General features: G+C 59.0%; 16 protein-coding genes. 13 read left to right on the top strand and 3 right to left on the bottom strand.

Annotated elements, in window-relative coordinates; all coding sequences use genetic code 11:
* Nucleotides 1-314 precede the first annotated feature (314 nt).
* From AAC076_RS01685 to AAC076_RS01675, 3 genes are all read left to right on the top strand, one after another.
* Nucleotides 315-3,179 carry a ribonucleoside-diphosphate reductase subunit alpha gene (locus tag AAC076_RS01685; protein WP_339842648.1) on the top strand — a complete coding sequence of 955 codons (2,865 nt, stop codon included), beginning with the start codon at nucleotides 315-317 and terminating at the stop codon, nucleotides 3,177-3,179.
* A 335-nt stretch (nucleotides 3,180-3,514) separates the two neighbouring features.
* Nucleotides 3,515-4,762 (top strand): ribonucleotide-diphosphate reductase subunit beta, encoded by a 1,248-nt coding sequence (locus AAC076_RS01680; protein WP_339842619.1) that lies wholly within the window; start codon nucleotides 3,515-3,517, stop codon nucleotides 4,760-4,762.
* A 199-nt stretch (nucleotides 4,763-4,961) separates the two neighbouring features.
* Nucleotides 4,962-6,278, top strand: coding sequence for a PAS domain-containing methyl-accepting chemotaxis protein (locus AAC076_RS01675; RefSeq protein WP_339842618.1), 1,317 nt, complete (start codon nucleotides 4,962-4,964; stop codon nucleotides 6,276-6,278).
* Nucleotides 6,279-6,331: 53 nt separating this feature from the next.
* Here AAC076_RS01675 and AAC076_RS01670 read toward each other — a convergent pair whose 3' ends face one another.
* Together AAC076_RS01670 and AAC076_RS01665 are read right to left on the bottom strand one after the other, a co-directional pair.
* Complete coding sequence (locus AAC076_RS01670; protein WP_339842617.1) at nucleotides 6,332-7,075, bottom strand: class I SAM-dependent methyltransferase; 744 nt, start codon at nucleotides 7,073-7,075, stop codon at nucleotides 6,332-6,334.
* A gap of 134 nt (nucleotides 7,076-7,209) precedes the next feature.
* Nucleotides 7,210-9,414 carry an OsmC domain/YcaO domain-containing protein gene (locus AAC076_RS01665; protein WP_339842616.1) on the bottom strand — a complete coding sequence of 735 codons (2,205 nt, stop codon included), beginning with the start codon at nucleotides 9,412-9,414 and terminating at the stop codon, nucleotides 7,210-7,212.
* 216 nt (nucleotides 9,415-9,630) lie between these two features.
* Between AAC076_RS01665 and AAC076_RS01660 the strand changes: the two genes are divergently transcribed.
* Complete coding sequence (locus AAC076_RS01660) at nucleotides 9,631-10,719, top strand: ADP-ribosylglycohydrolase family protein (RefSeq protein ID WP_339842615.1); 1,089 nt, start codon at nucleotides 9,631-9,633, stop codon at nucleotides 10,717-10,719.
* Here the strand turns inward: AAC076_RS01660 and AAC076_RS01655 are convergent.
* Nucleotides 10,716-11,432 (bottom strand): hypothetical protein, encoded by a 717-nt coding sequence (locus AAC076_RS01655; RefSeq protein ID WP_339842614.1) that lies wholly within the window; start codon nucleotides 11,430-11,432, stop codon nucleotides 10,716-10,718. The genes AAC076_RS01660 and AAC076_RS01655 overlap by 4 nt on opposite strands.
* Before the next feature lie 254 nt (nucleotides 11,433-11,686).
* Between AAC076_RS01655 and AAC076_RS01650 the strand changes: the two genes are divergently transcribed.
* From AAC076_RS01650 to AAC076_RS01610, 9 genes are all read left to right on the top strand, one after another.
* The gene (locus AAC076_RS01650) at nucleotides 11,687-12,976 is read left to right on the top strand and encodes an NADH:flavin oxidoreductase/NADH oxidase family protein (protein ID WP_339842613.1); all 1,290 of its coding nucleotides are present in this window, start codon (nucleotides 11,687-11,689) and stop codon (nucleotides 12,974-12,976) included.
* 28 nt (nucleotides 12,977-13,004) lie between these two features.
* Complete coding sequence (locus tag AAC076_RS01645) at nucleotides 13,005-13,826, top strand: aldo/keto reductase (RefSeq protein ID WP_339842612.1); 822 nt, start codon at nucleotides 13,005-13,007, stop codon at nucleotides 13,824-13,826.
* 16 nt (nucleotides 13,827-13,842) lie between these two features.
* On the top strand, nucleotides 13,843-14,778 hold the full coding sequence (locus AAC076_RS01640) for an aldo/keto reductase (protein WP_339842611.1): 936 nt from the start codon (nucleotides 13,843-13,845) through the stop codon (nucleotides 14,776-14,778).
* Nucleotides 14,775-15,467, top strand: a complete 693-nt coding sequence (locus tag AAC076_RS01635; protein ID WP_339842610.1) for a DUF6064 family protein — start codon at nucleotides 14,775-14,777, stop codon at nucleotides 15,465-15,467. The genes AAC076_RS01640 and AAC076_RS01635 overlap by 4 nt, the downstream gene beginning before the upstream one ends.
* 69 nt (nucleotides 15,468-15,536) lie before the next feature.
* The gene (locus AAC076_RS01630; RefSeq protein ID WP_339842609.1) at nucleotides 15,537-16,790 is read left to right on the top strand and encodes an MFS transporter; all 1,254 of its coding nucleotides are present in this window, start codon (nucleotides 15,537-15,539) and stop codon (nucleotides 16,788-16,790) included.
* 115 nt (nucleotides 16,791-16,905) lie between these two features.
* Nucleotides 16,906-17,559, top strand: a complete 654-nt coding sequence (locus tag AAC076_RS01625; RefSeq protein ID WP_339842647.1) for an ABC transporter ATP-binding protein — start codon at nucleotides 16,906-16,908, stop codon at nucleotides 17,557-17,559.
* Complete coding sequence (locus AAC076_RS01620; protein WP_339842608.1) at nucleotides 17,549-20,125, top strand: FtsX-like permease family protein; 2,577 nt, start codon at nucleotides 17,549-17,551, stop codon at nucleotides 20,123-20,125. Before AAC076_RS01625 ends, AAC076_RS01620 begins: the two co-directional genes overlap by 11 nt.
* Nucleotides 20,126-20,263: 138 nt before the next feature.
* Complete coding sequence (locus AAC076_RS01615) at nucleotides 20,264-21,469, top strand: TAXI family TRAP transporter solute-binding subunit (protein ID WP_339842607.1); 1,206 nt, start codon at nucleotides 20,264-20,266, stop codon at nucleotides 21,467-21,469.
* 35 nt (nucleotides 21,470-21,504) lie between these two features.
* On the top strand, nucleotides 21,505-23,367 hold the full coding sequence (locus AAC076_RS01610) for a TRAP transporter fused permease subunit (RefSeq protein ID WP_339842606.1): 1,863 nt from the start codon (nucleotides 21,505-21,507) through the stop codon (nucleotides 23,365-23,367).
* Nucleotides 23,368-23,371 lie beyond the last annotated feature (4 nt).

Here is a 23,371-nt window from a genome sequence, read left to right as displayed (position 1 = left end):
CAGGAAACACTACATATAGTAGCGACACACGTTTTTTTTGAGTGAATCGGAGGTTAAATACTGCCTGAATACCCCGAATTTACTGGAAAAATGGGCAATACCCGGCAAACTGCCATGCCTTATATACACAAAAACAGGCTTGCACCCGCATAAATTACACACTATCTTGTGATCCAATAATTCAAACCCACTACATATGGGATCAGAGCTTTGTTCGCAGACGAAGTACAGCGAACAAGGTTCTGATCCTGAACAGCAGAACACTACATATTGTGTTATCGGCTTCGCCAAGGAGATCATCAATGCAGCCCACCATGCCGCCCGTCACCCCCAACACCGATTCGCACCAGGGCAGCACTTCCCACGGCGACCAGGATTCAGAATTACAGATGACCGCTCCCGGCCAGATGCGCGTCATAAAGCGCAACGGCAAGCTGGTCAGCTACACCGATGACAAGATCAAGGTCGCCATCACCAAAGCCTTTCTTGCAGTAGAGGGCGGACAAGCAGCCGCCTCAAGTCGTATCCATCAGACAGTGAATCAACTGGCTGAAACCATCACCGCCACCTTCAAGCGCCGGATGCCCTCCGGCGGCACCCTGCATATCGAAGAGATCCAGGACCAGGTAGAGCTGGCATTGATGCGCTCCGGTGAGCAGAAAGTCGCCCGCGCCTACGTGCTCTACCGTGAGGAGCATTCACGCCAGCGCCAGGCTCGTCAGCCGGTTGAGGCGCATCCGACCCTTAACATTACCCTTCCCGACGGCAGCCGCCAGCCCCTGGACCTGGGTCGATTGCACACCATCATCGACGAAGCCTGCGAAGGTTTGGCCGAAGTGGATGCCAAGCTGATCGAGCGCGAAACCCTGAAGAACCTGTACGACGGCGTCACCCAACAGGATGTGAATACTGCCCTGGTCATGACTGCGCGCACACTGGTCGAGCGCGAGCCGAACTACAGCCACGTCACTGCCCGCCTGCTGCTCGACAACCTGCGCACCGAGGCTCTGAGCTTTCTGGATGTGGCCGAAAGTGCCACCCACGGCGATATGGCCGAGATGTATGCCCGTGCCCTACCCGCCTATATCGATTTTGGCGTCGAGCATGAACTGCTCGACCCGCGCCTGAAGGAATTCGATCTGGAAGCACTTGGCCAAGCGCTGGATCACAGCCGCGACAAGCAGTTTTCCTATCTGGGTCTGCAGACCCTGTACGACCGTTACTTCATCCACAGTGATGGCGTGCGTTTCGAGCTACCGCAAATATTCTTTATGCGTGTTGCCATGGGCCTGGCCATCGAAGAAGCCGACCGCAACGCCCGCGCAGTGGAGTTCTACAAGCTGCTATCCAGCTTCGACTACATGGCTTCCACACCCACGCTATTCAACGCCGGCACCCTGCGTCCGCAATTGTCGAGCTGTTACCTGACCACCGTGCCTGACGAACTCTCCGGCATCTATCACGCCATTCACGACAACGCCATGCTGAGCAAATTTGCTGGCGGCCTGGGCAACGACTGGACCCCCGTGCGCGCTCTCGGCGCTTACATCAAGGGCACCAACGGCAAGAGCCAGGGCGTTGTGCCCTTTCTCAAGGTGGTCAACGACACGGCCGTGGCCGTCAACCAGGGTGGCAAGCGCAAGGGCGCGGTCTGCGCCTACCTAGAAACCTGGCATCTGGACATCGAGGAATTCCTCGAACTGCGCAAGAACACCGGTGACGACCGTCGCCGCACCCACGACATGAACACCGCGAACTGGATTCCCGACCTGTTCATGAAGCGTGTATTCGACGACGGCATGTGGACCCTGTTTTCCCCGTCCGACACGCCCGACCTGCACGACCTGACAGGCAAGGCCTTCGAGGAGCGTTACGAGTACTACGAGGCGCTGATCGAGTACGGCAAGCTCAAGCTGCACAAAACCATCAAGGCACGCGACCTGTGGCGCAAGATGCTCAGCATGCTGTTCGAAACAGGCCACCCATGGCTCACCTTCAAGGATGCATGCAATCTGCGGAGCCCGCAGCAGCATGCCGGCGTGGTCCACAGCTCCAACCTGTGCACCGAGATCACCCTGAACACCTCGGCCGACGAGATCGCCGTGTGCAACCTGGGCTCGATCAACCTGCCGCAGCACATCGTCGACGGCAAGCTGGATACCGCCAAGCTCGCCGCCACGGTAAAGACAGCCGTGCGCATGCTGGATAACGTCATCGATATCAATTACTACTCGGTGCCGCAGGCGCGCAATTCAAACCTCAAGCATCGCCCCGTGGGCCTGGGCATCATGGGCTTTCAGGATGCGCTTTACCTGCAGCACATCGCCTACGGTTCGGACGCGGCCGTCGAGTTCGCCGACAACTCCATGGAGGCGGTCAGCTACTACGCCATCCAGGCTTCCTGCGACCTGGCCGAGGAGCGCGGCAGCTACTCCAGCTTCCAGGGCTCCCTGTGGAGCCAGGGCATCCTTCCGTTGGACTCCCTGGACATTCTGACCGAGCAGCGCGGCGCCAAATACATTGAAGTCGACCGCAGCCAGACGCTGGACTGGGAGCCCTTGCGTCAGCGCGCCAAGCAAGGCATCCGCAACTCCAACATCATGGCCATCGCCCCGACCGCAACCATCGCAAACATTACCGGCGTTTCCCAGTCGATCGAGCCCACGTACCAGAACCTTTACGTCAAATCGAACCTCTCCGGCGAATTCACCGTGATCAACCCCTACCTAGTGCGCGACCTCAAGGCACGTAAGCTCTGGGATCCGGTCATGGTCAACGATCTGAAGTTCTATGACGGCTCAGTCCAGCAGATCGAACGCGTCCCAGCGGACCTGAAAGCCCTGTACGCCACCGCATTTGAAGTGGAAACCAAGTGGATCGTAGAAGCCGCCAGCCGCCGCCAGAAATGGATCGACCAGGCCCAATCGCTCAACCTCTATATTGCCGGTGCCTCGGGTAAAGCCTTGGATGTGACTTACCGCATGGCCTGGTATCGCGGCCTGAAAACCACCTACTATCTGCGCGCCCTCGCCGCCACCAGCACCGAGAAGTCGACAGTGGAAACCGGCAAGCTCAATGCGGTATCCAGTGGCGCTCCCGCTGGTTTGAGTGCCGCCGGCCCGGCCCCGGTTCCCAAGGCCTGCTCGATAGATGAGCCGGACTGTGAGGCGTGCCAGTGACTCCTGTTCCCGTCATTCCCGCGAACGCGGGAATCCATTTTGACCTTAGGGGTTTGGCACTGCGCACAGCGTATACAGCCCCACCCGAATGGATCCCCGCGTTCGCGAGGATGACGGAGCAATTAGCCAGCGTGGATGACGAATCGAGAAGCACGCATTACCCGAATCGTCATTCCCGAGAAGGCGGGAATCCAAGCGGACTAACGGCCCAACACCGGAACAAGACAACCGACACCGCAGCTACGATCCAGCGCCAAGCGCAAATCGAGCCGCAAACAAAGACAATTTGAAGCTTGAAGCCCGCCGCTTGAAGCTAAGACCAAAGGGAGCCAACCATGCTCAGCTGGGATGAACTAGACACACCAGAAACCACCAACACTCCGCCGCTGGGAGCGTCGTCCACCTCGACAGATGCGCCAGATTCGTACCTGGACCAACAAGCGGTCACCGCAGTCGACAATGCCCGCCACGTTGCCAGTGACGACTCCGCCGCCATCGCCCGAGCCAAGGCCGCACTCGACGCCCTCGACGTGCAGGAAGGTCTGGACGAGCTCGAAGGCTCCGCTGCCCGGGTCAGCGTCGACACCAAGCGCATGATCAACTGCCGCGCCGATCTCAATCAGCTCGTCCCATTCAAGTACGAGTGGGCCTGGCAGAAGTACCTGGACGGCTGCTCCAACCACTGGATGCCGCAAGAGGTCAACATGACCGCCGACATCGCCCTGTGGAAAAACCCCGAGGGCCTGACCGACGACGAGCGTCGCATCGTCAAACGCAACCTGGGCTTCTTCTCCACCGCCGATTCCCTGGTGGCCAACAATCTGGTGCTGGCCGTCTACCGCCTGATCACCAACCCCGAGTGCCGCCAGTACATTCTTCGCCAGGCCTTTGAAGAGGCGATCCACACCCACGCCTACCAGTACTGCATCGAGTCGCTGGGCATGGATGAAGGCGAGATCTTCAACATGTACCACGAGATACCCTCGGTCGCGAAAAAAGCCGCCTGGGGGCTCAAGTACACCAAGTCGATTTCCGATCCGACCTTTAATACCGGCACGGTCGAAACCGACAAGGAGTTGCTGCGCAACCTGATCGCCTACTACTGCGTTCTGGAAGGCGTTTTCTTTTATTGCGGGTTCACCCAGATCCTGTCCATGGGCCGTCGCAACAAGATGACTGGCGTGGCTGAACAGTTCCAGTACATCCTGCGCGACGAGTCCATGCACCTGAATTTCGGCATCGATGTGATCAACCAGATCAAGATCGAGAATCCGCATCTGTGGGATGCCAGTATGAAGGACGAAGCCACGCAGATGATCCTGCAAGGCACCCAGCTGGAAATCGAATACGCGCGCGACACCATGCCCCGCGGCGTGCTGGGTATGAACGCGGGAATGATGGAGGATTACCTCAAATTCATCGCCAACCGCCGCCTGACCCAGATCGGTCTAAAGGAAGAGTACCCGGGCACGGTCAACCCCTTCCCCTGGATGAGCGAAATAATGGATTTGAAGAAGGAGAAGAACTTCTTCGAAACGCGGGTTATCGAGTATCAGACCGGCGGAGCATTGAGCTGGGATTGACCATCTTCGCACTTGGCTGATGACACCCAAGATGACATAGCACCGGGCCATTCGGGCCGGTGCTATGAAACGCTTTCCGTAGGTTCCGAGTTGCTTTCTATTCACCGCGCTAGAGCTTCGCAAAACACTTTTACGAGCTTCAGAACTTAAACTGCCTGCCGATAACGGACCAATACACCCTATCAACGCTGAGGTATCCATGTTTGGATCACGTGTTCGCGATGCACTTGAACAAAGCCAACAACAACTGGCCATTCAAAACCAGATCGTGAATGCGATCAGCCATACCATGGCAATGATCGAGTTCTCCCCAACCGGGAAGATCCTCACAGCAAACCCGCTGTTTCTTCAGGTAGTCGGCTACAACTCGGAAGAAGTCCTGGGCAACCAACACAGCCTGTTTTGCACACCAGAGCTGGCGCGCAGCAACGAGTATCAGCGTTTCTGGCAACGACTTGCCCAGGGTGAGAGCTTCAGCGACAGATTCATGCGTCTGGCCAAGGGCGGTCGCCCGATATGGCTTGAGGCAAGCTATATCCCAGTTACGGACCAGCACGGTAAAGTCAGCAAGGTCATAAAAATCGCTACCGACATTACCCATGCAATGAAGGCCGAGCAGGAGCACAAAAGCCTGCTTAACGCCATCAATCGATCAATGGCGGTGATCGAGTTCACCCTGGATGGACACATTGTCGAAGCCAACGACAACTTCCTCAATACCATGGGCTATCGGCTCGACGACGTAAAAGGCAAACACCACCGAATCTTCTGTGATGCTGAAACCTTTGCCAGTACCGATTACCAGTTGGCCTGGCAGCGCCTGAACAAGGGCGAATACCTGTCCGACCGCTTCAAGCGCGTCACCCGTGACGGCCAGACAGTCTGGCTGCGGGCTACCTACAACCCCCTCTATGACAACAGCGGCAAGCTCTACGGCGTGGTGAAATTCGCCAGTGACATCACAAGCCAGGTTGAAAGTCGGCATGCCGAATCTGCTGCAGCCAAGCTGGCCTTCGACATCGCTGCGGAAACAGATGAAAGCGCTCGCCAGGGTACCGACACAGTTCAGGCCACGGTTGAGGTCGTGCGATCCATAGCATCAGAGCTGGAACAGGTATCAGGTCATATCAATGCCCTGGGCAACCAATCCGAGCGAATCAACAGCATCGTCCAGGTCATTCGTGGCATCGCCGAGCAAACCAACCTCTTGGCCCTCAACGCGGCTATCGAAGCTGCACGGGCCGGTGAACAGGGTCGCGGATTCGCTGTGGTGGCCGATGAAGTCCGAAATCTGGCAGCCCGCACCAGCCAGGCCACCCTAGAAATCAACGACGTGGTTCTGAAAAACATGGAGCTGGCTCAACACGCGGTGAGCGGCATGAGTGAAAGCAAAGCCAAATCTGAACAAGGGGTGCAATTGGCCAACAAGGCTGGCGAAGTCATGCTGAAGATTCGTGACGAGGCGCAGCGTGTGGTCGGTGCCATTGGCCAGTTTTCCGACGCCATTCAGGACTGACAGAAACTACTCACAAACTCGACAACCGGCGCGAACATCTCGCGCCGTGTCAGCTATTTCCTTACACAGGCAAATAGCACATTGCCCGATGCCCCGTCCCACGGAGAAATCGTCTCATAATCGTGCTCAAGCACATGCACTTCAAAGTACGGCTCCAAGAACGCAGTCAGCTCAGTAACAGTTACCGCCACCATTGCATGCTGATCGCGCCAGATCTGGCTCACGTTCGCAGCGGTTCTTTCAATTCGCAGTTTTAGCGACTGCTGCTCCCCTTCCCCCGAATAGTGCCAACCGGAACTGAAGTTCAGCTGACCGTCGGTGTCGCTGACCGTGTGCGACATATAGGAGTCATTGTCGATCCTGTCTTTGTCGACTGCGTTGAAGCAGAACAGGCCGCCGCTGACCAGGGCGCCGTGCACACTGGCGATGCACGCCTTGAGCCGCTCAATGCATGCGCTGTAATGGATGGAATACAGAAAACAGGTAATCAGATCCACCGGCTGCTCGACCGTAAAGCTGCACATATCCTGCAGAGAGAACTGTGCTTGCGGACAGCGAATCAGCGCCTGATCCAGCATGGGCTGATTGATGTCCAGGCCGCTACTCTGATAGCCCGCATCAAGCAGATGCCGTACATGTGGTCCGGTACCACAGGCCAGATCGAGGTGACTTTTACCACCATTGCCCAAAAGCTGCTGCAGCCTATGAGTACAGTGGCTTTGCGCCCGGTAATCGATATCTGCGCACATCAAATCGTAGTAAGCCGACAGGTCGGTATAGATGGCGTTGCTGGGCATGATGGCCTGATGCGAAAGTTGCGGTGGCGCATGATATATCGACGCGGCAAAATGCGCCCGACAATCCGAATGCAATTCGCCTTCGGATGGACCACGCCAGCACGTGCCGGGTGGTCTTCCCGTCAGCTAGCGCTCTAACCCTTTGTACCAGCCGCACTCGCGCGCCGGGCATGCAACTTTTTGTAGCTTTCGATAAGCCGCAGGTGACGATCCAGCCCGTCAAGCTGGGTATTGGTGGGCGTGAGCCCGAAAAAGCGCAGGCTGCCGTTGGTGGAACCAAGCGCGGCATCCATGCGCGCATCACCGAACATGCGACGGAAGTTGCGCTCAAAGTCGGCAAGCTCCAGCTCGTCATCCAGCAGCACCTCCAGCACCACGTTGACCGCCTGATAGAACAGACCGCGCTCGACCGTGTTGTCATTGAACTGCAGGAAGGTTTCGATCAGCTCCTTGGCCTCATCAAACTGCTCGAGAGCGAGGTAAATAAGCGCCTTCAACTCCAGAATCGTCAGTTGGCCCCAGACGGTATTGTCATCAAACTCGATGCCGATCAGCGTCTTGATGTCGGTGTAATCATCCAGCTCACTTTCTTCCAGCCGCTCGACCAGATCCTGCAGCTGGTCTTCATCCAGGCTGTGCAGGTTGAGAATGTCTTCGCGAAAGTACAACGCCTTGTTGGTGTTGTCCCAGATCAGATCGTCGACCGGGTATACCTCGGAATATCCCGGCACAAGGATGCGGCAAGCAGTGGCGCCCAGGTCGTCATAGACCGCCATGTACACTTCCTTGCCCAGCTCCTCGAGGATTCCAAACAGCGTGTCGGCTTCCTGGGCGGTGGAGTCTGCGCCCTCTCCAGAGAAGTCCCACTCGACAAACTCATAGTCAGACCGGGAGCTGAAAAAGCGCCAGGAGACCACACCACTGGAATCGATAAAGTGCTCGACAAAATTGTTCGGCTCGGTCACGGCCTGGCTCTCGAAGGTCGGCTGCGGCAGGTCGTTCAATCCTTCAAAACTGCGCCCCTGCAGCAGCTCGGTGAGGCTGCGCTCCAGGGCTACTTCAAGGCTCGGGTGCGCGCCAAAGGAGGCAAACACCCCTCCGGTGCGTGGGTTCATCAGGGTGACGCACATCACCGGGAATTCGCCACCCAGCGAGGCGTCCTTCACCAATATCGGGAAACCCTGCTCTTCCAGGCCCTGAATACCCGCCAGAATCGCGGGGTACTTGGCTATGACCTCCTGCGGCACATCGGGCAAGGCGATTTCGCCCTCGAGGATCTCGCGCTTGACCGCGCGTTCGAATATTTCCGACAGGCACTGCACCTGCGCCTCAACCAGAGTGTTACCCGCGCTCATGCCGTTACTGAGAAACAGGTTCTCGATCAGGTTGGAGGGGAAGTACACCGCTTCACCGTCGGACTGGCGCACATAGGGCAGCGCGCAGATACCGCGTGCAACATTGCCCGAGTTGGTGTCGATCAGGTGTGAGGCGCGCAGCTCGCCCTCCGGGTTATAGATCTCCAGACAGTAGTCATCAAGTAGCCCCTTGGGCAGCGCGTCCTTTGCGCCCGGCTTGAACCAGCGTTCGTTCGGATAATGAACAAACGCTGCGTTAGCAATGTCTTCACCCCAGAACTGATCGTTATAAAAGAAGTTGCAGTTCAGCCGCTCGATAAACTCGCCCAGCGCCGAGGCCAGCGCGGCTTCCTTGGTCGCGCCCTTGCCGTTGGTAAAACACAGCGGCGACTGGGCATCACGGATATGCAGCGACCAGACATTGGGCACGATATTGCGCCAGGAGGCGATCTCGATCTTCATGCCCAGGTCCGCGAGGATGCCCGACATATTGGCGATGGTCTGCTCCAGCGGCAGATCCTTGCCAAGAATACGCGTGCCCTCACCCTCTGTGCCTATGGGCATCAGCAGTGACTGGGCATCGGCGTCCAGATTTTCCACTTCCTCGATCACGAACTCAGGGCCGGTCTGCACCACCTTCTTGACCGTACAACGGTCGATGGAGCGCAGGATTCCCTGGCGGTCCTTGTCGGAAATATCCGCTGGCAGCTCGACCTGAATCTTGAATATCTGGTTGTAGCGGTTTTCCGGATCTACGATATTGTTCTGCGACAGGCGAATGTTGTCGGTGGGAATATTGCGAGTATTGCAGTACAGCTTTACAAAATAGGCTGCGCACAATGCAGAGGACGCCAGAAAGTAATCAAACGGCCCCGGCGCGGAGCCATCACCCTTGTAGCGGATAGGCTGGTCGGACACCACCGTGAAGTCATCGAACTTGGCTTCAAGCCGGAGGTTGTCGAGAAAGTTGACCTTGATTTCCATGGGGGCACCAGAATAACGAGCGGGACGAATTGGACGCCATTATCCGGCTTTTGAGCGGGAAGTCATGTGATCACCGCAACGGCCTTGCCTCACCAGCCATTGAAATCCGCTAGAACCACCCACCTGATCCTACGTAGCAAACGGCAACACCTGTCCATCTCCCGCCTGCATCAGACCCTGTATGCTCCAACGAAATAGCACTTGAGGGCATTGATCATGGAAAAAATGATAACCGCCAGAGCCACCGCGGCTCTGCAGAACCTGTTTATCGGTGACGCCCTGGCCATGCCGGCACACTGGTTCTATCGCGTCAGTGATATCGACAGCGCCTTTCCCGAGGGCGTCCGAACCTTTCATCCGGCGCCAGAATTCCATCCCTCCTCGATCATGTCCCTACACTCGACCAACGGTGGTGGACGCAAGACATCCAGCGGGCAGAGTCGACCCGAAGTGGTAGGCAATGTAATCCTCAAGGGTAAAGCCCAGTACTGGAACCGGCCCAACATGCATTATCACCAGGGCATGCAGGCCGGTGACAACACGCTCAATGCCCACTGCGTACTGGCGTTGATGGACGTCATGAACCGATCCAGCGGCCGCTATGATCGCGACGGCTTTCTGCAGGCGTATATCCACCTGATGACCGCGGACGAGCCCGCCCATCCGGATACCTACGCCGAATCCTACCATCGCGGCTTTTTCGCCAATCTCCAGGCCGGAAAACCACCGGAGAAATGCGCCGCCGTTACCCATGACACCCCTTCTGTCGGCGGACTGGTAACCATCGCACCGCTAGCGATCGGAGAGCGCCTGCGCGGCACCACACTGGAAGATACCCGGCGGCTATGCCGGGAGCACCTGGCACTGACGCACCCGGACCCTTCGCTGGCCGAGGTGTGTGACGCCTATGTCAATCTGATCGATGGGCTGCTATTTCGCGACAGTGATACCTCCGTGCAGGAGCTGCTCCTGAATGCAACGCGCGGCTTGCCACGGCGAGAACTCAGCAAGCTGGTCGATAGCCAACGCCCTGAACGCGAGATCGTCGGCAGAACCCTGTCGCCGGCCTGCTATATCAGCGATTCATGGCCTGCTGTACTGTTCTTTGCGTGTAAACACCAAAAGGACTCACTGCGAGCCCTGCAGGCCAACGCGGAAGTCGGCGGAGACAACGTCCACAGGGGTTCTGTACTGGGGGTGTTGCTGGGGCTTATCCACGGAGAGTCCGTAGCAGGCCTGTTCGACCAACTGACCGAACATACTCGAATCAAAGACGCCATCGAGCATCTTGTGGAGGGAACTTAATCATCGTCCCAGCGGATGGTAGAGCTCATCGAAAAATTGGTTTCATTCATTTCATCCACAATCTTGCTTAGACGTCGACGGCGCAGAAATGAAATCCCGTGTTGGGTTTGCCAGGATGTAGGAACCAGAGTTGCGCTGTTCTCATCGCTTTTGATTTTAAACTTGCGTCTTGCATTGACCGGTCGGGGTTCCGGTCCGTACAGGGCGATCAATTCGATGGTCAGACTCTCCAGTTCAATGTCCGCATCCGGAAGACTCCCTCGCATGGGGATGCCCGCCTCCCCCGTCAGCCGCTTGACCACCTCCTTGAAGGTGCCAATATGCATGAACTCCCCGGAAAGGAGCGGACCCTGGCGGGTGTTCTCGCGCAGATCCGGGGGTACTACCGAGACCATTTGCCGGTTGCCATTCTCGTCCTCGCGCTCCTCTGTAGGATCCTGCTCAAAATCCGTCACATCCATGATCACAGTCCCGCGCGAAGTTTTCAGCGTGGCGATGATGTACTCCACATATATAGCCTCCTGACTCATGTTGCTGATGATGCACAGTGCATCCAGGTTCTTCTTCCTGCCCCGATTAATAAGCATTCTCGGCGTACGCTGCCGACGAAAGCCAAAGTACAGAAGCTGGGCGTATATCACCCAGATGATCACGGTAAGGGCGCTAACGCCGGCATTAAAAAGGACCTGGTTGGCCAATATCCAATCAATCATGGGGCTGACGGGATCTCCTATGTAACAGATAAAACCAATTGCTTGCTCTCGTGCGCGTTGGACAACAAAGTTGCCAATTTGATGCAAAAAATGACCAAACTCTCGCCCCTGGACCGGTACTGCTCCACTGCCCACCAGCGTTGCTGGGAGCAGCGGCCCCTCTGCGAGGCGAAATCCGCAAATATCCCGCACAAAAACAGCCGGGCGAAAACCGGATACACTCCAGATAGTCCTAAAAACAAGAAGAGAATCCGATGACCATATCCCTCGCCGACCCATTAAGCCTTCCCTGCGGTGCCACCATTCCCAATCGCCTGTCCAAGGCCGCCATGACCGAAGGTCTGGCAACACCCGATGGTGTACCTACCCCAGAACTCGAGCGCCTCTACGGCCTGTGGAGCGATGGCGGTGCGGGCATGCTTTTGTCAGGTAACATCCAGATCGACCGCGATCACCTGGAGCGCCCAGGCAATGTTGTGATAGATCGCGAGCCCGACGCCGCCATGCAGGCAGCGCTGAGTAGCTGGGCAAAAGCCGCCACACGCAACGGCAACCACTTCTGGGCGCAGATCAGCCATGCCGGGCGGCAGACCATGAAGATGATCAACCCGCATCCCAAGGCGCCATCGCCGGTCAAACTGGGCCTGCCCGGTGGTCAGTTCGGCGAGCCAGTCGCGCTGGAAAAAGATGAGATCAGCGAGATCGTGCGCCGTTTCGCCCAGTGCGCCGTAGCAGTCAAAAACGCAGGTTTCACCGGGGTACAGATACACGCCGCACACGGGTACCTGCTGTCGCAGTTTCTCAGTCCGCGCAGTAACCAGCGCAGCGATGAATACGGCGGCTCACTGGAGAACCGCGCGCGCGTTCTAATGGATACTGTTGAAGCCGTACGCACCGCTGTTGGCCCGCAGTTCCCGGTATCAGTAAAGCTCAACAGTGCCGACTTCCAGAAAGGCGGCTTTGACTTCGACGACAGCCTCCAGGTAGTGGCGTGGCTGGAAAAGGCCGGGGTCGATCTGATCGAGATTTCCGGCGGCACCTATGAACAACCCAAGCTGCTCGGGGTCGAAGGTATTGAAGCGGCGGAGCCGCAGGCCGTGGCTCAGTCCACCCAGCAGCGCGAAGCCTATTTCGTGGATTTTGCGCTGGCCATGCGTGCCAAGGTGTCGGTACCACTGATGGTCACCGGTGGTTTCCGCAGGAAAGAGGTCATGCAGCAGGCTCTGGAAAGCGGCGGTGCCGATCTGATCGGCCTGGGTCGCCCCATGTGCGTCATGACCGACGCCCCCGCGCAGTTGCTCGCCGGTCTCGAAGAGCTGCCCCGTTATGAAAACCAGCTGGCCCTGTTCCCCAGCTGGCTGGCGTTTCTCGGCAAGCTCAAGGCTCTGAGAGCCATGGCCACCTTTGCGGTGCAATACTGGTACTACGCCCAGATCGACCGGCTGGGCCGCAGTGGCCAGGCCGAGCCTGATCTGTCCGTATTTCAGGCCAGCAAAGACATCGCCGCCTTGCAGAAAGTGTTGGTCAAGGGGCGCAAACGATAATCAGACCATCCATTTAAGGAGTCCCAGCGTGCAGACAATCACATTAGGCGGAGTAAGCGTACCGCGCATTGGCCAGGGCACCTGGCATATGGGCGAAGATGCAGCGCAGAGGCAAGCCGAGGTCAGGGCCCTGCGTGAAGGTCTGGATATGGGCATGACGCTGATTGATACCGCAGAGATGTATGCCGAAGGCGGTGCCGAGGAGATCGTCGCTGAAGCCATTCGTGGCCGCCGCGATGAGGTGTATCTGGTCAGCAAGGTTTATCCGCACAATGCCAGCACTACCGGCGTGCAGGCCGCATGCGAACGCAGCCTGCGCCGACTGGGGACAGACACGATTGATCTGTACCTGTTGCACTGGCGTGGGGAATATCCGCTGAGCGAGACAGTCGCCGCGTTCGAGCAATTGCGCGAGCAGGGCAAGATTCGCCGCTGGGGCGTGTCGAATTTTGACGAGGCCGATCTGGAAGAGCTGGCCAACCCCGATTGCGCAACCAATCAGGTGCTCTACAACCCCGAAGCAAGGGGTATCGAATACGATCTGATTGATTGGCAGGCGCAGCAGAATATGCCGCTCATGGCTTACTGCCCGATTGGCCAGGGTGGAGCACTGCTGCGCGATGCGACCTTGCAGCGTATTGCCGACAAGCACACGGCCACCACTGCCCAGGTAGCACTGGCATGGGTCATGCGCTATCCCGGCGTGATCGCCATTCCCAAGGCGGTGAACCTCGACCATCTCAGGCAGAATGCCGGCGCTGACACTCTCAGACTCGACGCCGATGATCTAGCCAGAATAGATGCTGCCTATCCGCCGCCTTCGCGCAAACAACCGTTGGAGATGATCTGATCAGGAGGGCTCCGCCGTGAACCATCGCATCACACGCAGACAAAGTCTCAAACTGATTGGCGCCACACTGGCCGCCATGGCGCTGCCATCAGCCTCAATTCTGGCCAGCGCGCCAGGACTGCGGCAAAAGACCTTCGCCGGTACTGATAAAAAGCTGCCGGTCATCGGCATGGGTACCTGGCGCAGCTTCAATATTGGCAACGATCCACAGCTGCTCGATGCCCGCACAGAGGTGGTGAAGGCTTTTTTCGAAGCCGGCGGTGGGCTGGTCGACTCCTCGCCCATGTACGGCTCGGCGCCTGATGTAATGGGCTATGCATTAGAGCAACTGGGCACCCCCGACAGCCTGTTCTCTGCGGAGAAGGTCTGGAGCCCGGCAGGAGGATCAGCCCGCGAGCAGGTGGCCGAGCTGCAAGACCGCTGGAGTGTCGGGCACTTTGATCTAGTGCAGGTACACAACCTTACCGACTGGCGCGCGCACCTGACAGACCTGCAGGCGATGAAAGCCGAGGGCAAGATCGGGTATGTGGGCATTACCACTTCCCACGGGCGGCGCCACCGTGATGTCGAGCAGATCATGACCTCGGAGGACATCGACTTTATTCAGCTCACCTACAATATTACCCACCGCGAAGCGGAAGAGCGGCTCCTGCCCCTGGCAGAGGAACGGAGCATTGGCGTGATCGCCAACCGACCCTACGATGGCGGGAGCCTGATCAAGGGTCTCAAGCGGCGTAACCAGCCCTTGCCCGATTGGGCAAAAGCGGAATGCGGCTGCGACACCTGGGCTGATTTTCTGCTGAAGTTTATTGTCAGCCACCCGGCTATTACCTGCGCCATCCCCGCGACCACGCAGATCGCGCACATGCACGAAAACATGCGCGCCGGCCACGCTCCCATGCCCTCACCCGATGCCCGACAACGGATGGTGAGCTATATAGCGTCGCTATGAACGACTGGACAAGCTACCAGCTGCAGGACTTCATTCCCTTCACCGCGGATGTCTACTTTCGACTACTCGAGCGCATGGGCGAGACCTTTTGGCCCCTGCACTTGCTGACACTGGCCATGGGAGCAGCTGCGCTGGTGTTGGCATTGCGTAACCGCACGCGGCTTGCGTGCCTGCTACCCGCACCCGTATTGGTCTTCGTGGCCATCGCTTTCTTTTTCCAGCGCTATGCCAATCTCAACTGGGCGGGGAGCTATGTCGGCTACGCCTTTATTGCCCAGGCCGTGTTGCTGGCATTGATTGCCCTCACCGGGCTCGGCCTGGATAAAGCAGCGCGTCGCACCAGCCCACCGATCATGATTGGCGTGGCGGTCAGCCTCTTCGGCCTGATCATTCTGCCGCTCTTGGCCCCCTTGACCGGGGGTTCCTGGTACCAGGCAGAAGTGTTCGGCATCCATGCCGACCCCACCGCCATTGCCACCCTGGGACTGGTGATCGTTCTGCTTCGCGGCCTGGCTCTTTGGGCCGCCGCCATCATCCCGATGCTCTGGGTATCGATCTCCGGCCTCACCGTGCATGCGCTTGACGCGTTCGGGGCCATGTCCTTGCACGCCAGCGCACTGTTTGTCGTATTGGCAATATCATTGATCAGTCTTATCTGGAAGAGTGTCGCCCCTGAGTCGGTCCGGTGAGCCAATAACTGGTAATCTGCGCGGCTGCCAAATGCCTGTGTCAGCAAGCCAAACTACGCGAGAATCAAGATGTCCCAGAATACCAACCGCCCCAACATGGTGATTACCGTGCTGTGTGGCACCCTCACATCCCTGGTGGTGATCGGTTTTGCCCGTCTGGCCTATGGCATCATCCTTCCAGCCATGCGCGCAGACCTGGGGCTGTCCTACCAGCAGGCCGGCATTCTCAGTACGGTGACCGCTCTGTGTTACGTCTGCTTTGTGCTGGCCGGTGGTTTGGCGGCGGCGCGCTGGGGTGCGAAGGCCTCGATCCTGTTTGGCATGCTCACAGTGTCGGTAGGTTTTGTCGGCCTGGCTCTGGCGACCCATTTCTGGCTGGTCCTCGGGCTCATGGGATTGCTGGGGTTCGGCACTGCCTTTGCATTTGCGCCCATGGTGGCACTGCTAGCCACCTGGTTTCCGGACAAACGCGGACTGGTCATCGGTTTCATGACCAGTGGCGTGGGGCTCAGCGCCCTGGTCACCGGCGTACTGGTGCCTTGGCTGTTCAGCGTATTCGGCGATCAGGGCTGGCGGGTAAGCTGGGGCGTGTTTGCCGCCACTGCCCTTATTGTAGCCAGCATGATCGGCCTGTTTGTACGCAACCCCCCGCGCACCAACAGCAGTAACACCGGCGTGCCTGCCGACGAGAAGTGGCGGATCTATCGCAATCCGCGGGTACTCATAGTGTCCTGCACCTACGGCATCATCGGCCTGGGTTACATCATCCAGGCCGTGTTCATGATCAGTTTCATGGTCGAAAGCGGGCACAGCGAGGCCGTTGCTGGCAGCTTCATGGCCATGACCGGGCTGCTATCGATTGCTGCGGGTCCTATCTGGGGCTGGATATCCGACTTCTGGGGTCGAGGCAACGCGCTTGGAGCATGCTTTTTTCTGGTTATTACGGCGATGGGCCTGCCGATTATCGATCAGACCCTGCCCTATTTCTTCTGCCATTTTCTAATAATGGGCCTATCCATCAACGGCCTGTTTGCGATGATCCAGACGAGTGCCACCGACCAGGTCGGCCCGCGCTATATTCCCATCGCCTTCAGCTTCTCCACTTTGTTCTTTGCGGTCGGCCAGTTCCTCGGCCCAGCCATCGCCGGTTGGCTGATCGAAACCACCGGGGGCTTTACAGCTGCTTTCAGCTTTACCTTCCTGGTTTTGTCTGTCGGCTTTGGTCTGACGCTGCTAATCCGCCGCTTCCCCAAGGAGTGGGCGGTCGGAGAACCTGAAACGATCTCAACGCCCTCTGCTGAGGTTCCGAACAGCACAAGCTGAACCCCGGCAGAGTGTTGCCAATGGTGTCTGCGGATCGTCGGGCTTGCAGTGGGCATGGCATAGTGTCAGCTGATTTTGACCGAGCCAAGGAGCCCCAGTGTCCACCAGCGTGCAAATGAGCGGCATTCACCTCACCTACCCCACCGAATCGGGGTCCGTCGCGGTGCTCAGCGATGCCTCGCTCACGGTTCCACCCGGTGAGTCACTGGCGATAACCGGCCCCTCGGGCAGCGGCAAGACCTCCCTTCTGCTGCTGCTTTCGGGGCTCGAACGCCCCAACCAGGGAGAGATCCTGGTGGGCAGTCAGCGTCTCGGCGACATGGATTCCAATGCGCTGGCCGACTGGCGCAGCGAGCACCTGGGTATCATTTTCCAGTCTTTCCATTTGCTGCCGGGCCTCAGTGCGCTGGGCAACGTCAGCCTGCCGCTGGAAATTGCCGGCCAGGCCAATGCCCGCGAACGCGCCACAACCATGCTGGAGGCCGTCGGGCTGAGTCACCGCTTGCAGCATTACCCCACGCAGCTCTCCGGTGGCGAGCAGCAGCGCGTGGCGATTGCCCGGGCATTGGTACATCAACCGAGTCTGCTGCTGGGCGACGAGCCCACCGGCAACCTGGATCAGCAAACCGGCGAAAAGGTGCTGTCGCTATTATTCGACCTGCACAGGCAAAGCAAATCCACGTTGATACTGGTCACCCACGACGAGCGGGTAGCCGAACGCTGCCAGCATCGGGTCAGAATGGATGCAGGGCGTTTGCATGCGCTCTGATACACCTACCAAACCGGCATGGATATTCAAGTTCGCGGTCGCTGACCTGAGCTCACGCCTCTCCGTACTCAAGGTCTTTCTCGCGTGTCTGATACTCGGCGTCACCCTGGTGGCAGCCACCGCCAGCCTTTACCGGGTGGTCGAGCAAAGCCTGCTGGCGGATACCCGCGCACTACTCGGCGGTGACGTTGAGCTGGATGCCAGCGAACCCCTGCCCGATGAGGTACAGGCGTGGATTCGTGCCAGCGGCCAGCTTTCATTAGTACGCGAGCTGGACACTATGGTAAGCGGCACCAGCGCAGACGGCGACATGAACTTCATGCGTGCCGCAATACTGATACCCGATGCTGCCTACCCCTTGTATGGCCAGTTACAGCTGATGCCAGACCAACCCTTGGCCGAGCTCACCGCCCAACAGAATGATGTCTGGGGTGCCGTTATTGATCCGCTCTTGGCCGAACGCCTGGGCCAGGGCATTGGCGACCAGATCGAGATTGGTGCTGCGAGTTTTCGCATCAGCGGACTGATCCAGACCCAGGCCGACCGCAGCCTGAATGCCAATTGGCGTGGCCTGCCGATCATGATTTCCGACGAGGCGCTGCAAGCCGCACAACTGCTGGGGCCAGGTGCGCGGGTGGACTACGAATACCGGGTACAGACCGACCGCGATCTGACCCTCTGGCTGGATGAATTCGAGCAGGCCTTTCCCGATACTCGCTGGGACACCACCACCTTTGCCGAGCGCAGTGAGCGGCTGGCCGAACGGCTGAACCAGATTGCCACCGCGCTGATCCTGATCGCCTTCACCACACTCTTTATTGGCGGCCTGGGCGTCGCTAACAGCATCCATGCCTACCTTGATGAAAAACTCGGCACCATTGCCACACTGCAAACCCTGGGCCTGCGGCGCAAACCACTGGTGGGTATCTACCTGCTGCAGATCGGCATACTCGGCAGCATTGCCGGCCTCGTTGGCGGCGCCGTCGGCCTGGGGCTTTCTACCCTGGCCCTGAGTCTGGCCGGCGACACCTTTGACGTGGCCGAAGCCAGCAGTGCAGGCCAGTGGTTGTCCCTGTGGATTCCGCCGCTGCTTCTGAGCTGGCTGTTCGCCGTGCTGACCGCTTACGTCTTTGCCCTACCGGCACTGGCAAAGGCCTTGGCCGCCTCACCCGCCGGGCTGTTTCGCGGCAAGGTACAGGCTGCCAGCCATGAGCCGCGTAGTTGGCGCATCGCCAGCTATGGTTTACTGGCTGTGTACATCGCGGCACTGCTGCTCTGGCTGCCCTCTTCGCAACTCGGGTTCCTGTTCCTGCTCGCCCTGGTGGTGCTCTGGGGTCTGCTGGAAGCCCTGATCAAAGGCCTGCAGTACACCGCCCGAGCATTGGAAAACAGCGGTTTTGCCGATCGCAACTTCGCCAGGCGTCTGGCCCTGGCCAACCTCCACCGCCCCGATTCACCGCTAAGGGCTACCCTGCTCTCCCTGGGTACAGCACTGACACTGGTAGTCGCCTGTACCCTGCTGGTCGGCACCCTGCTGCGCGCACTGGAATCCACCATACCCGCCGAAGCACCTGCCCTGATCCTTTATGAGGTGTTACCTGACCAGATCGAATCCCTGGAAACCGGCCTGCAGTCACTGGACCCGTCCAGCGAGATAGAACTGCTGCCCCTGGTACGCGGCCGCCTGGCAGCCATCAACCAACAACCCATCACCGAGGTGCTGGCAGACAACTCGCAAGCCAGACGCGAAGCCATGGGTGATGAATACAAACTCAGCTACCTTTCCGGCAACCCCGAAGACCTGGAGCTGGTATCTGGCAGCTGGTGGACAGCCCCTGCACCCGAAGGCCAGCCCGCCTTCATGGCCATGGAAGACCGCGAAGCCAACCAGCTGGGTCTGACCGTGGGCGACCAGATCGAGTTTATGGTCGAAGGCCAGACCATCCCCGTAGCGATCAAGGCGATCTACCGCCAGAAAGGCCTGCAAACCCGGTTCTGGTTTGAAGGCGTTCTGCAGGACGGCGCCCTGGATGACCTGATCGGCCGCTACGTAGGCGTGGTTTACCAAAGCGACCCCGCCGCCAAGGCATCCCAGCAATGGCTGGCGCGCAACATACCCAATGTCATCACCCTGCGCACAGCCGACTGGCTGGAAACCGCAGGCGACCTGCTCGGCAAGGCCACCGCCGGACTCGCCGCGGTTGCCCTCGTCAGCCTTACCGCCAGTCTGCTGGTGCTCTCTAGCGTGGTCAGCGTCAGCCGGCGGCGCCAGCTGTATGAGGCCAACCTGCTGCATATCCTCGGCGCCCGGCACCCGGCCATTCGCTCCGCCATGCTCTTGGAAACCGGTCTGCTGACCTTGCTATCAACCTTGTTTGCGACCGCCCTCGGCGCGCTGATTGCGCTGCCCCTGGCCGCCACCTTGCTGAAGCTGCCCGCAGGTGACCTGTGGTGGCTGGGCGCCCTGGTAGCGGCAGCAGTGAGTGCACTGGCGCTGCTGGGCGGGCTACTGCCAACGCTGCGGGCGTTGAAGCTGAATCAGGCAATGCTTTTGCGCGAGGGATAAAAAGGGCTCTTGTGCAACCAGCATGGCCGCTCCGCTGTGTTGACAGGCGAGCTGCACGGCCCTTAGCTTGATCTGCAACAGTAGGGAAAAGCACGGCAGCGTTATCACGATAAAAATAACAGGCTCGGAGAAAGCTCAATGAAGGTCACACCGCTGAACGCCCTGCTGGGTATCAGCCTGTCACTTGCAGGCGCGCTTGTATTCAGCCCGGCCAGCCTCGCTGACGGGGGTGGGGATGACAACGTCCTGCCAAACCTGCTGGTGATCGGCACGCCCGGCACCTCCAGCGGCAGCTTTGCGTCAACCAATGGCTGGGGCCCGATTCTGCAAAAGGACCTGGGCGTCAACGTGCGCGTCGTGCCCGAGGACAGCGAGGTCCAGCGTCACAAGCGCCTCACTGAGCGGCGCGATTTGACGCTGAGTTCCGTATCAACCGCTGAGCTGCGTTTCCAGCTTCAAGGCATTGGCCACTACGCGACCATGGCACCTGTGCCGCAGCGTGTGGTCTGGCACCATAACGACACCCCCTGGAGCTTCGTCGTATCCGGCGACTCAGACCTGCACACCATGGATGATCTCAAGCAGGATGGCCTGCGGATCGCTCAGGGGCAATTCTCCCCGCCCATGATTGCAGCCGTCAGGGATGGTCTGCCCGCCTACCTTGGCATGAGCAGAGAAGAAGGCGCCGCACACTTCACCTTTGTGCCCGCCAGCAGCTACGTCGAGAACTGCCGCACCGTGGTGGAAGGCCGCGCCGACGTGGCCTACTGCGCCTCGATCAGTTCAGTGATGGCCGAGATGGAAGGCGCACCCGGCGGCATTCGCTGGCTGCCCATGGATCTGGACAATACCGAGGCCTGGGCTGGCTTTCTCGAACACCGACCCATGGTCATGCCCGGCACCATCACCATGGGCGTCTCGTCTGCCAAAGGCGTCGACGGCCTGGCCTCCAACTTTCTCTACGCCGCCCCGGCAGATGCAGATGAAGCCTTCGCCTATCGCATGGCCAAATGGTTTCACCAATCCTACGACCGCTATAAGGGCTCGCACCCCCTGTCCACGCGCATGAGCCTGGAGGTATTCAGGGAATATCTGGATCGCTCACCGCTCCCTGTTCATGGGGGCACGGTGCGTTACCTCAGGGAAATAAACGTCTGGACCGAGGAAGACGAAAGGCGGAACCAGCAGGCTATCGAGAAAGTGGATAGCTGGATGGCCGCGCGAACGGCAGCCCTGGCCGAGGCTCAGGCAAGCGGGATCAAGCCAGACGCCAAGGACGAACAATTCATGGCCATTGTGCAGAAGCATACACAGGGGCTGGAAGGCTTCCGTACCCGTCTGTGACACCAGACGCATAATAAAAAGCTAAAGGGATTCCCATGAAAACCGACGTGATTACCGCGGAAGAAGCGGCACCGGGCAACGAGGTGACGCGGCTGGGTGAAGCCTACTCGTGGCAGAGCATTGCTTTTGTCGTACTGAGCGTATGTGGGCTGGTCTCCGGCATTGCCTATATATTCGGCTTCTCATGGGATGGCCGCCGGTTGCTCGAAGGGGAGTACTACTGGATCTTTATCGGCTTCTTCGGCGCCGCGGCCTTTCTCGCGCTACCAGCCAAATCCGGCCAATCAAAGGTACCCCTCTACGACATAGTGGCCGCCATTATCGTACTGGCCGCGAGCTTCTACTTCGCCAACAACGCCTGGGACATGGTCCAGGCCGGCTGGAGCAATCTGTACCTGGGCATTTTAATCTGGCTGTTGATGATGGAGCTGGCCCGGCGCAGCGGCGGCACCCCCTTCCTGCTGGTGGTGTTGCTGATCGGGCTCTATCCGCTGGTAGCAGACCACTTCCCAGGGCTTTCCATGGGGGTGCCCTACCGGTTCGATCATATGATCGAATCCTACGTCTTTCGCGCCGAAGGCATGATGGGCATCACCACCAAGATCGTCGCCGAGATCATCCTGGGCTTTCTGGTCTTCGCCGGCATATTGCTGGCGACCGGCGCCGGCGCCTTCTTTATTGACCTGGCCAATGCCGGCTTCGGCCGCTACCGCGGCGGCCCGGCAAAGGTGGCGGTGGTGGCCAGTGCCTTTATGGGCAGCCTGTCCGGTTCGATCTTCTCCAACATCGCCGGTACCGGTTCAATCACCATCCCGACCATGAAAAAAGCCGGTTACCCGGCCCATTACGCCGGCGCCATCGAAGCCTGCGCCTCGACCGGTGGCGTGGTCATGCCGCCGGTAATGGGCGCTATCGCCTTTGTAATGGCGATTACCATTGGCGTGGATTACGCCACCATCATGATCGCCGCCATCCTGCCGTCGCTGTTGTTCTACTTCGGCCTGCTGCTGCAGGTGGACGGTTATGCCGCTCGCACCGGCATCAAGGGCATGCCGGCAGAGGAGCTGCCCTCGACGCGCAAAGTGATGATGCGCGGCTGGCCATTCCTGTTTGTTATGGCGTTCCTGATGTGGGGGCTGCTGTACATGCGCTGGGAGTACTACACGCCGTGGTATGCCTGCATCCTGATGATCGGGCTGTCATTCCTGCGCAAGGAAACCCGCTTGACCCCCGCCCGGCTGTACAGCGCCATACGGCAGATCGGCGTACTCATCACCCAGACCGCCGCCATCATCCTGCCGATCGCCTTTGTAGTCGGTGCCCTGACCATTACTGGCGTCACCGGCTCGGTCACTTCAGGCCTGGTGGGCCTGGGCGGGCTGGCCATCGTCGCCTATATCTTCCTGGCGGTTACCCTGGCGCCGGCCATTATTGAGGTGGGCGGGCTCAACACCATCGCCGTGCACTTCTTTATCGTCTACTACGCCATGCTCTCGGTGATCACGCCGCCGGTCGGCGCGGCGGCCTTTCTGGCGGGTACCATTGCCGGTGCCAAGCCCATGCGCACCTCATTCACCGCCATGCGCCTGGGTGTGGTCATCTACTTCGTCCCGCTGTTTTTCCTGTTCCAGCCTGCCCTGCTGCTGCAAGGCGACCTGACACCGCTGCTTTACGTCCTGCCCTCGATTATCGTCGGCATCATGCTGATCTCGGGCGGCCTGGAGGGCTATCTCCTGGGCGCGGGATTGGTCAAATCCTGGCAGCGCCTGCCAATGATCGCCGCAGGCTTTGCGTTCAGCTTCCCGGGGCCGATGACGACGCTGATCGGTGGCCTGGCATCAGCCGTATTGATCGCACTGGTGTGGCGTCAAAACCGGGTCAAGCCAGGGATTGCATGACAAC

The organism is uncultured Halopseudomonas sp., assembly GCF_963977355.1.
GTDB lineage: Bacteria > Pseudomonadota > Gammaproteobacteria > Pseudomonadales > Pseudomonadaceae > Halopseudomonas.
The sequence above is the reverse complement of the archived record's forward strand: the minus strand, read 5'-3'. Positions and strand labels throughout refer to the sequence as shown.

Bases quoted from the DNA above. Each gene is read 5' to 3' on its own strand.
- AAC076_RS01685 (WP_339842648.1), top strand. From the start codon at position 315: ATGCCGCCCGTCACCCCCAACACCGATTCGCACCAGGGCAGCACTTCC.
- AAC076_RS01680 (WP_339842619.1), top strand. From the start codon at position 3,515: ATGCTCAGCTGGGATGAACTAGACACACCAGAAACCACCAACACTCCG.
- AAC076_RS01675 (WP_339842618.1), top strand. From the start codon at position 4,962: ATGTTTGGATCACGTGTTCGCGATGCACTTGAACAAAGCCAACAACAA.
- AAC076_RS01670 (WP_339842617.1), bottom strand. From the start codon at position 7,075: ATGCCCAGCAACGCCATCTATACCGACCTGTCGGCTTACTACGATTTG.
- AAC076_RS01665 (WP_339842616.1), bottom strand. From the start codon at position 9,414: ATGGAAATCAAGGTCAACTTTCTCGACAACCTCCGGCTTGAAGCCAAG.
- AAC076_RS01660 (WP_339842615.1), top strand. From the start codon at position 9,631: ATGGAAAAAATGATAACCGCCAGAGCCACCGCGGCTCTGCAGAACCTG.
- AAC076_RS01655 (WP_339842614.1), bottom strand. From the start codon at position 11,432: ATGATTGATTGGATATTGGCCAACCAGGTCCTTTTTAATGCCGGCGTT.
- AAC076_RS01650 (WP_339842613.1), top strand. From the start codon at position 11,687: ATGACCATATCCCTCGCCGACCCATTAAGCCTTCCCTGCGGTGCCACC.
- AAC076_RS01635 (WP_339842610.1), top strand. From the start codon at position 14,775: ATGAACGACTGGACAAGCTACCAGCTGCAGGACTTCATTCCCTTCACC.
- AAC076_RS01630 (WP_339842609.1), top strand. From the start codon at position 15,537: ATGTCCCAGAATACCAACCGCCCCAACATGGTGATTACCGTGCTGTGT.
- AAC076_RS01625 (WP_339842647.1), top strand. From the start codon at position 16,906: ATGAGCGGCATTCACCTCACCTACCCCACCGAATCGGGGTCCGTCGCG.
- AAC076_RS01620 (WP_339842608.1), top strand. From the start codon at position 17,549: ATGCGCTCTGATACACCTACCAAACCGGCATGGATATTCAAGTTCGCG.
- AAC076_RS01615 (WP_339842607.1), top strand. From the start codon at position 20,264: ATGAAGGTCACACCGCTGAACGCCCTGCTGGGTATCAGCCTGTCACTT.
- AAC076_RS01610 (WP_339842606.1), top strand. From the start codon at position 21,505: ATGAAAACCGACGTGATTACCGCGGAAGAAGCGGCACCGGGCAACGAG.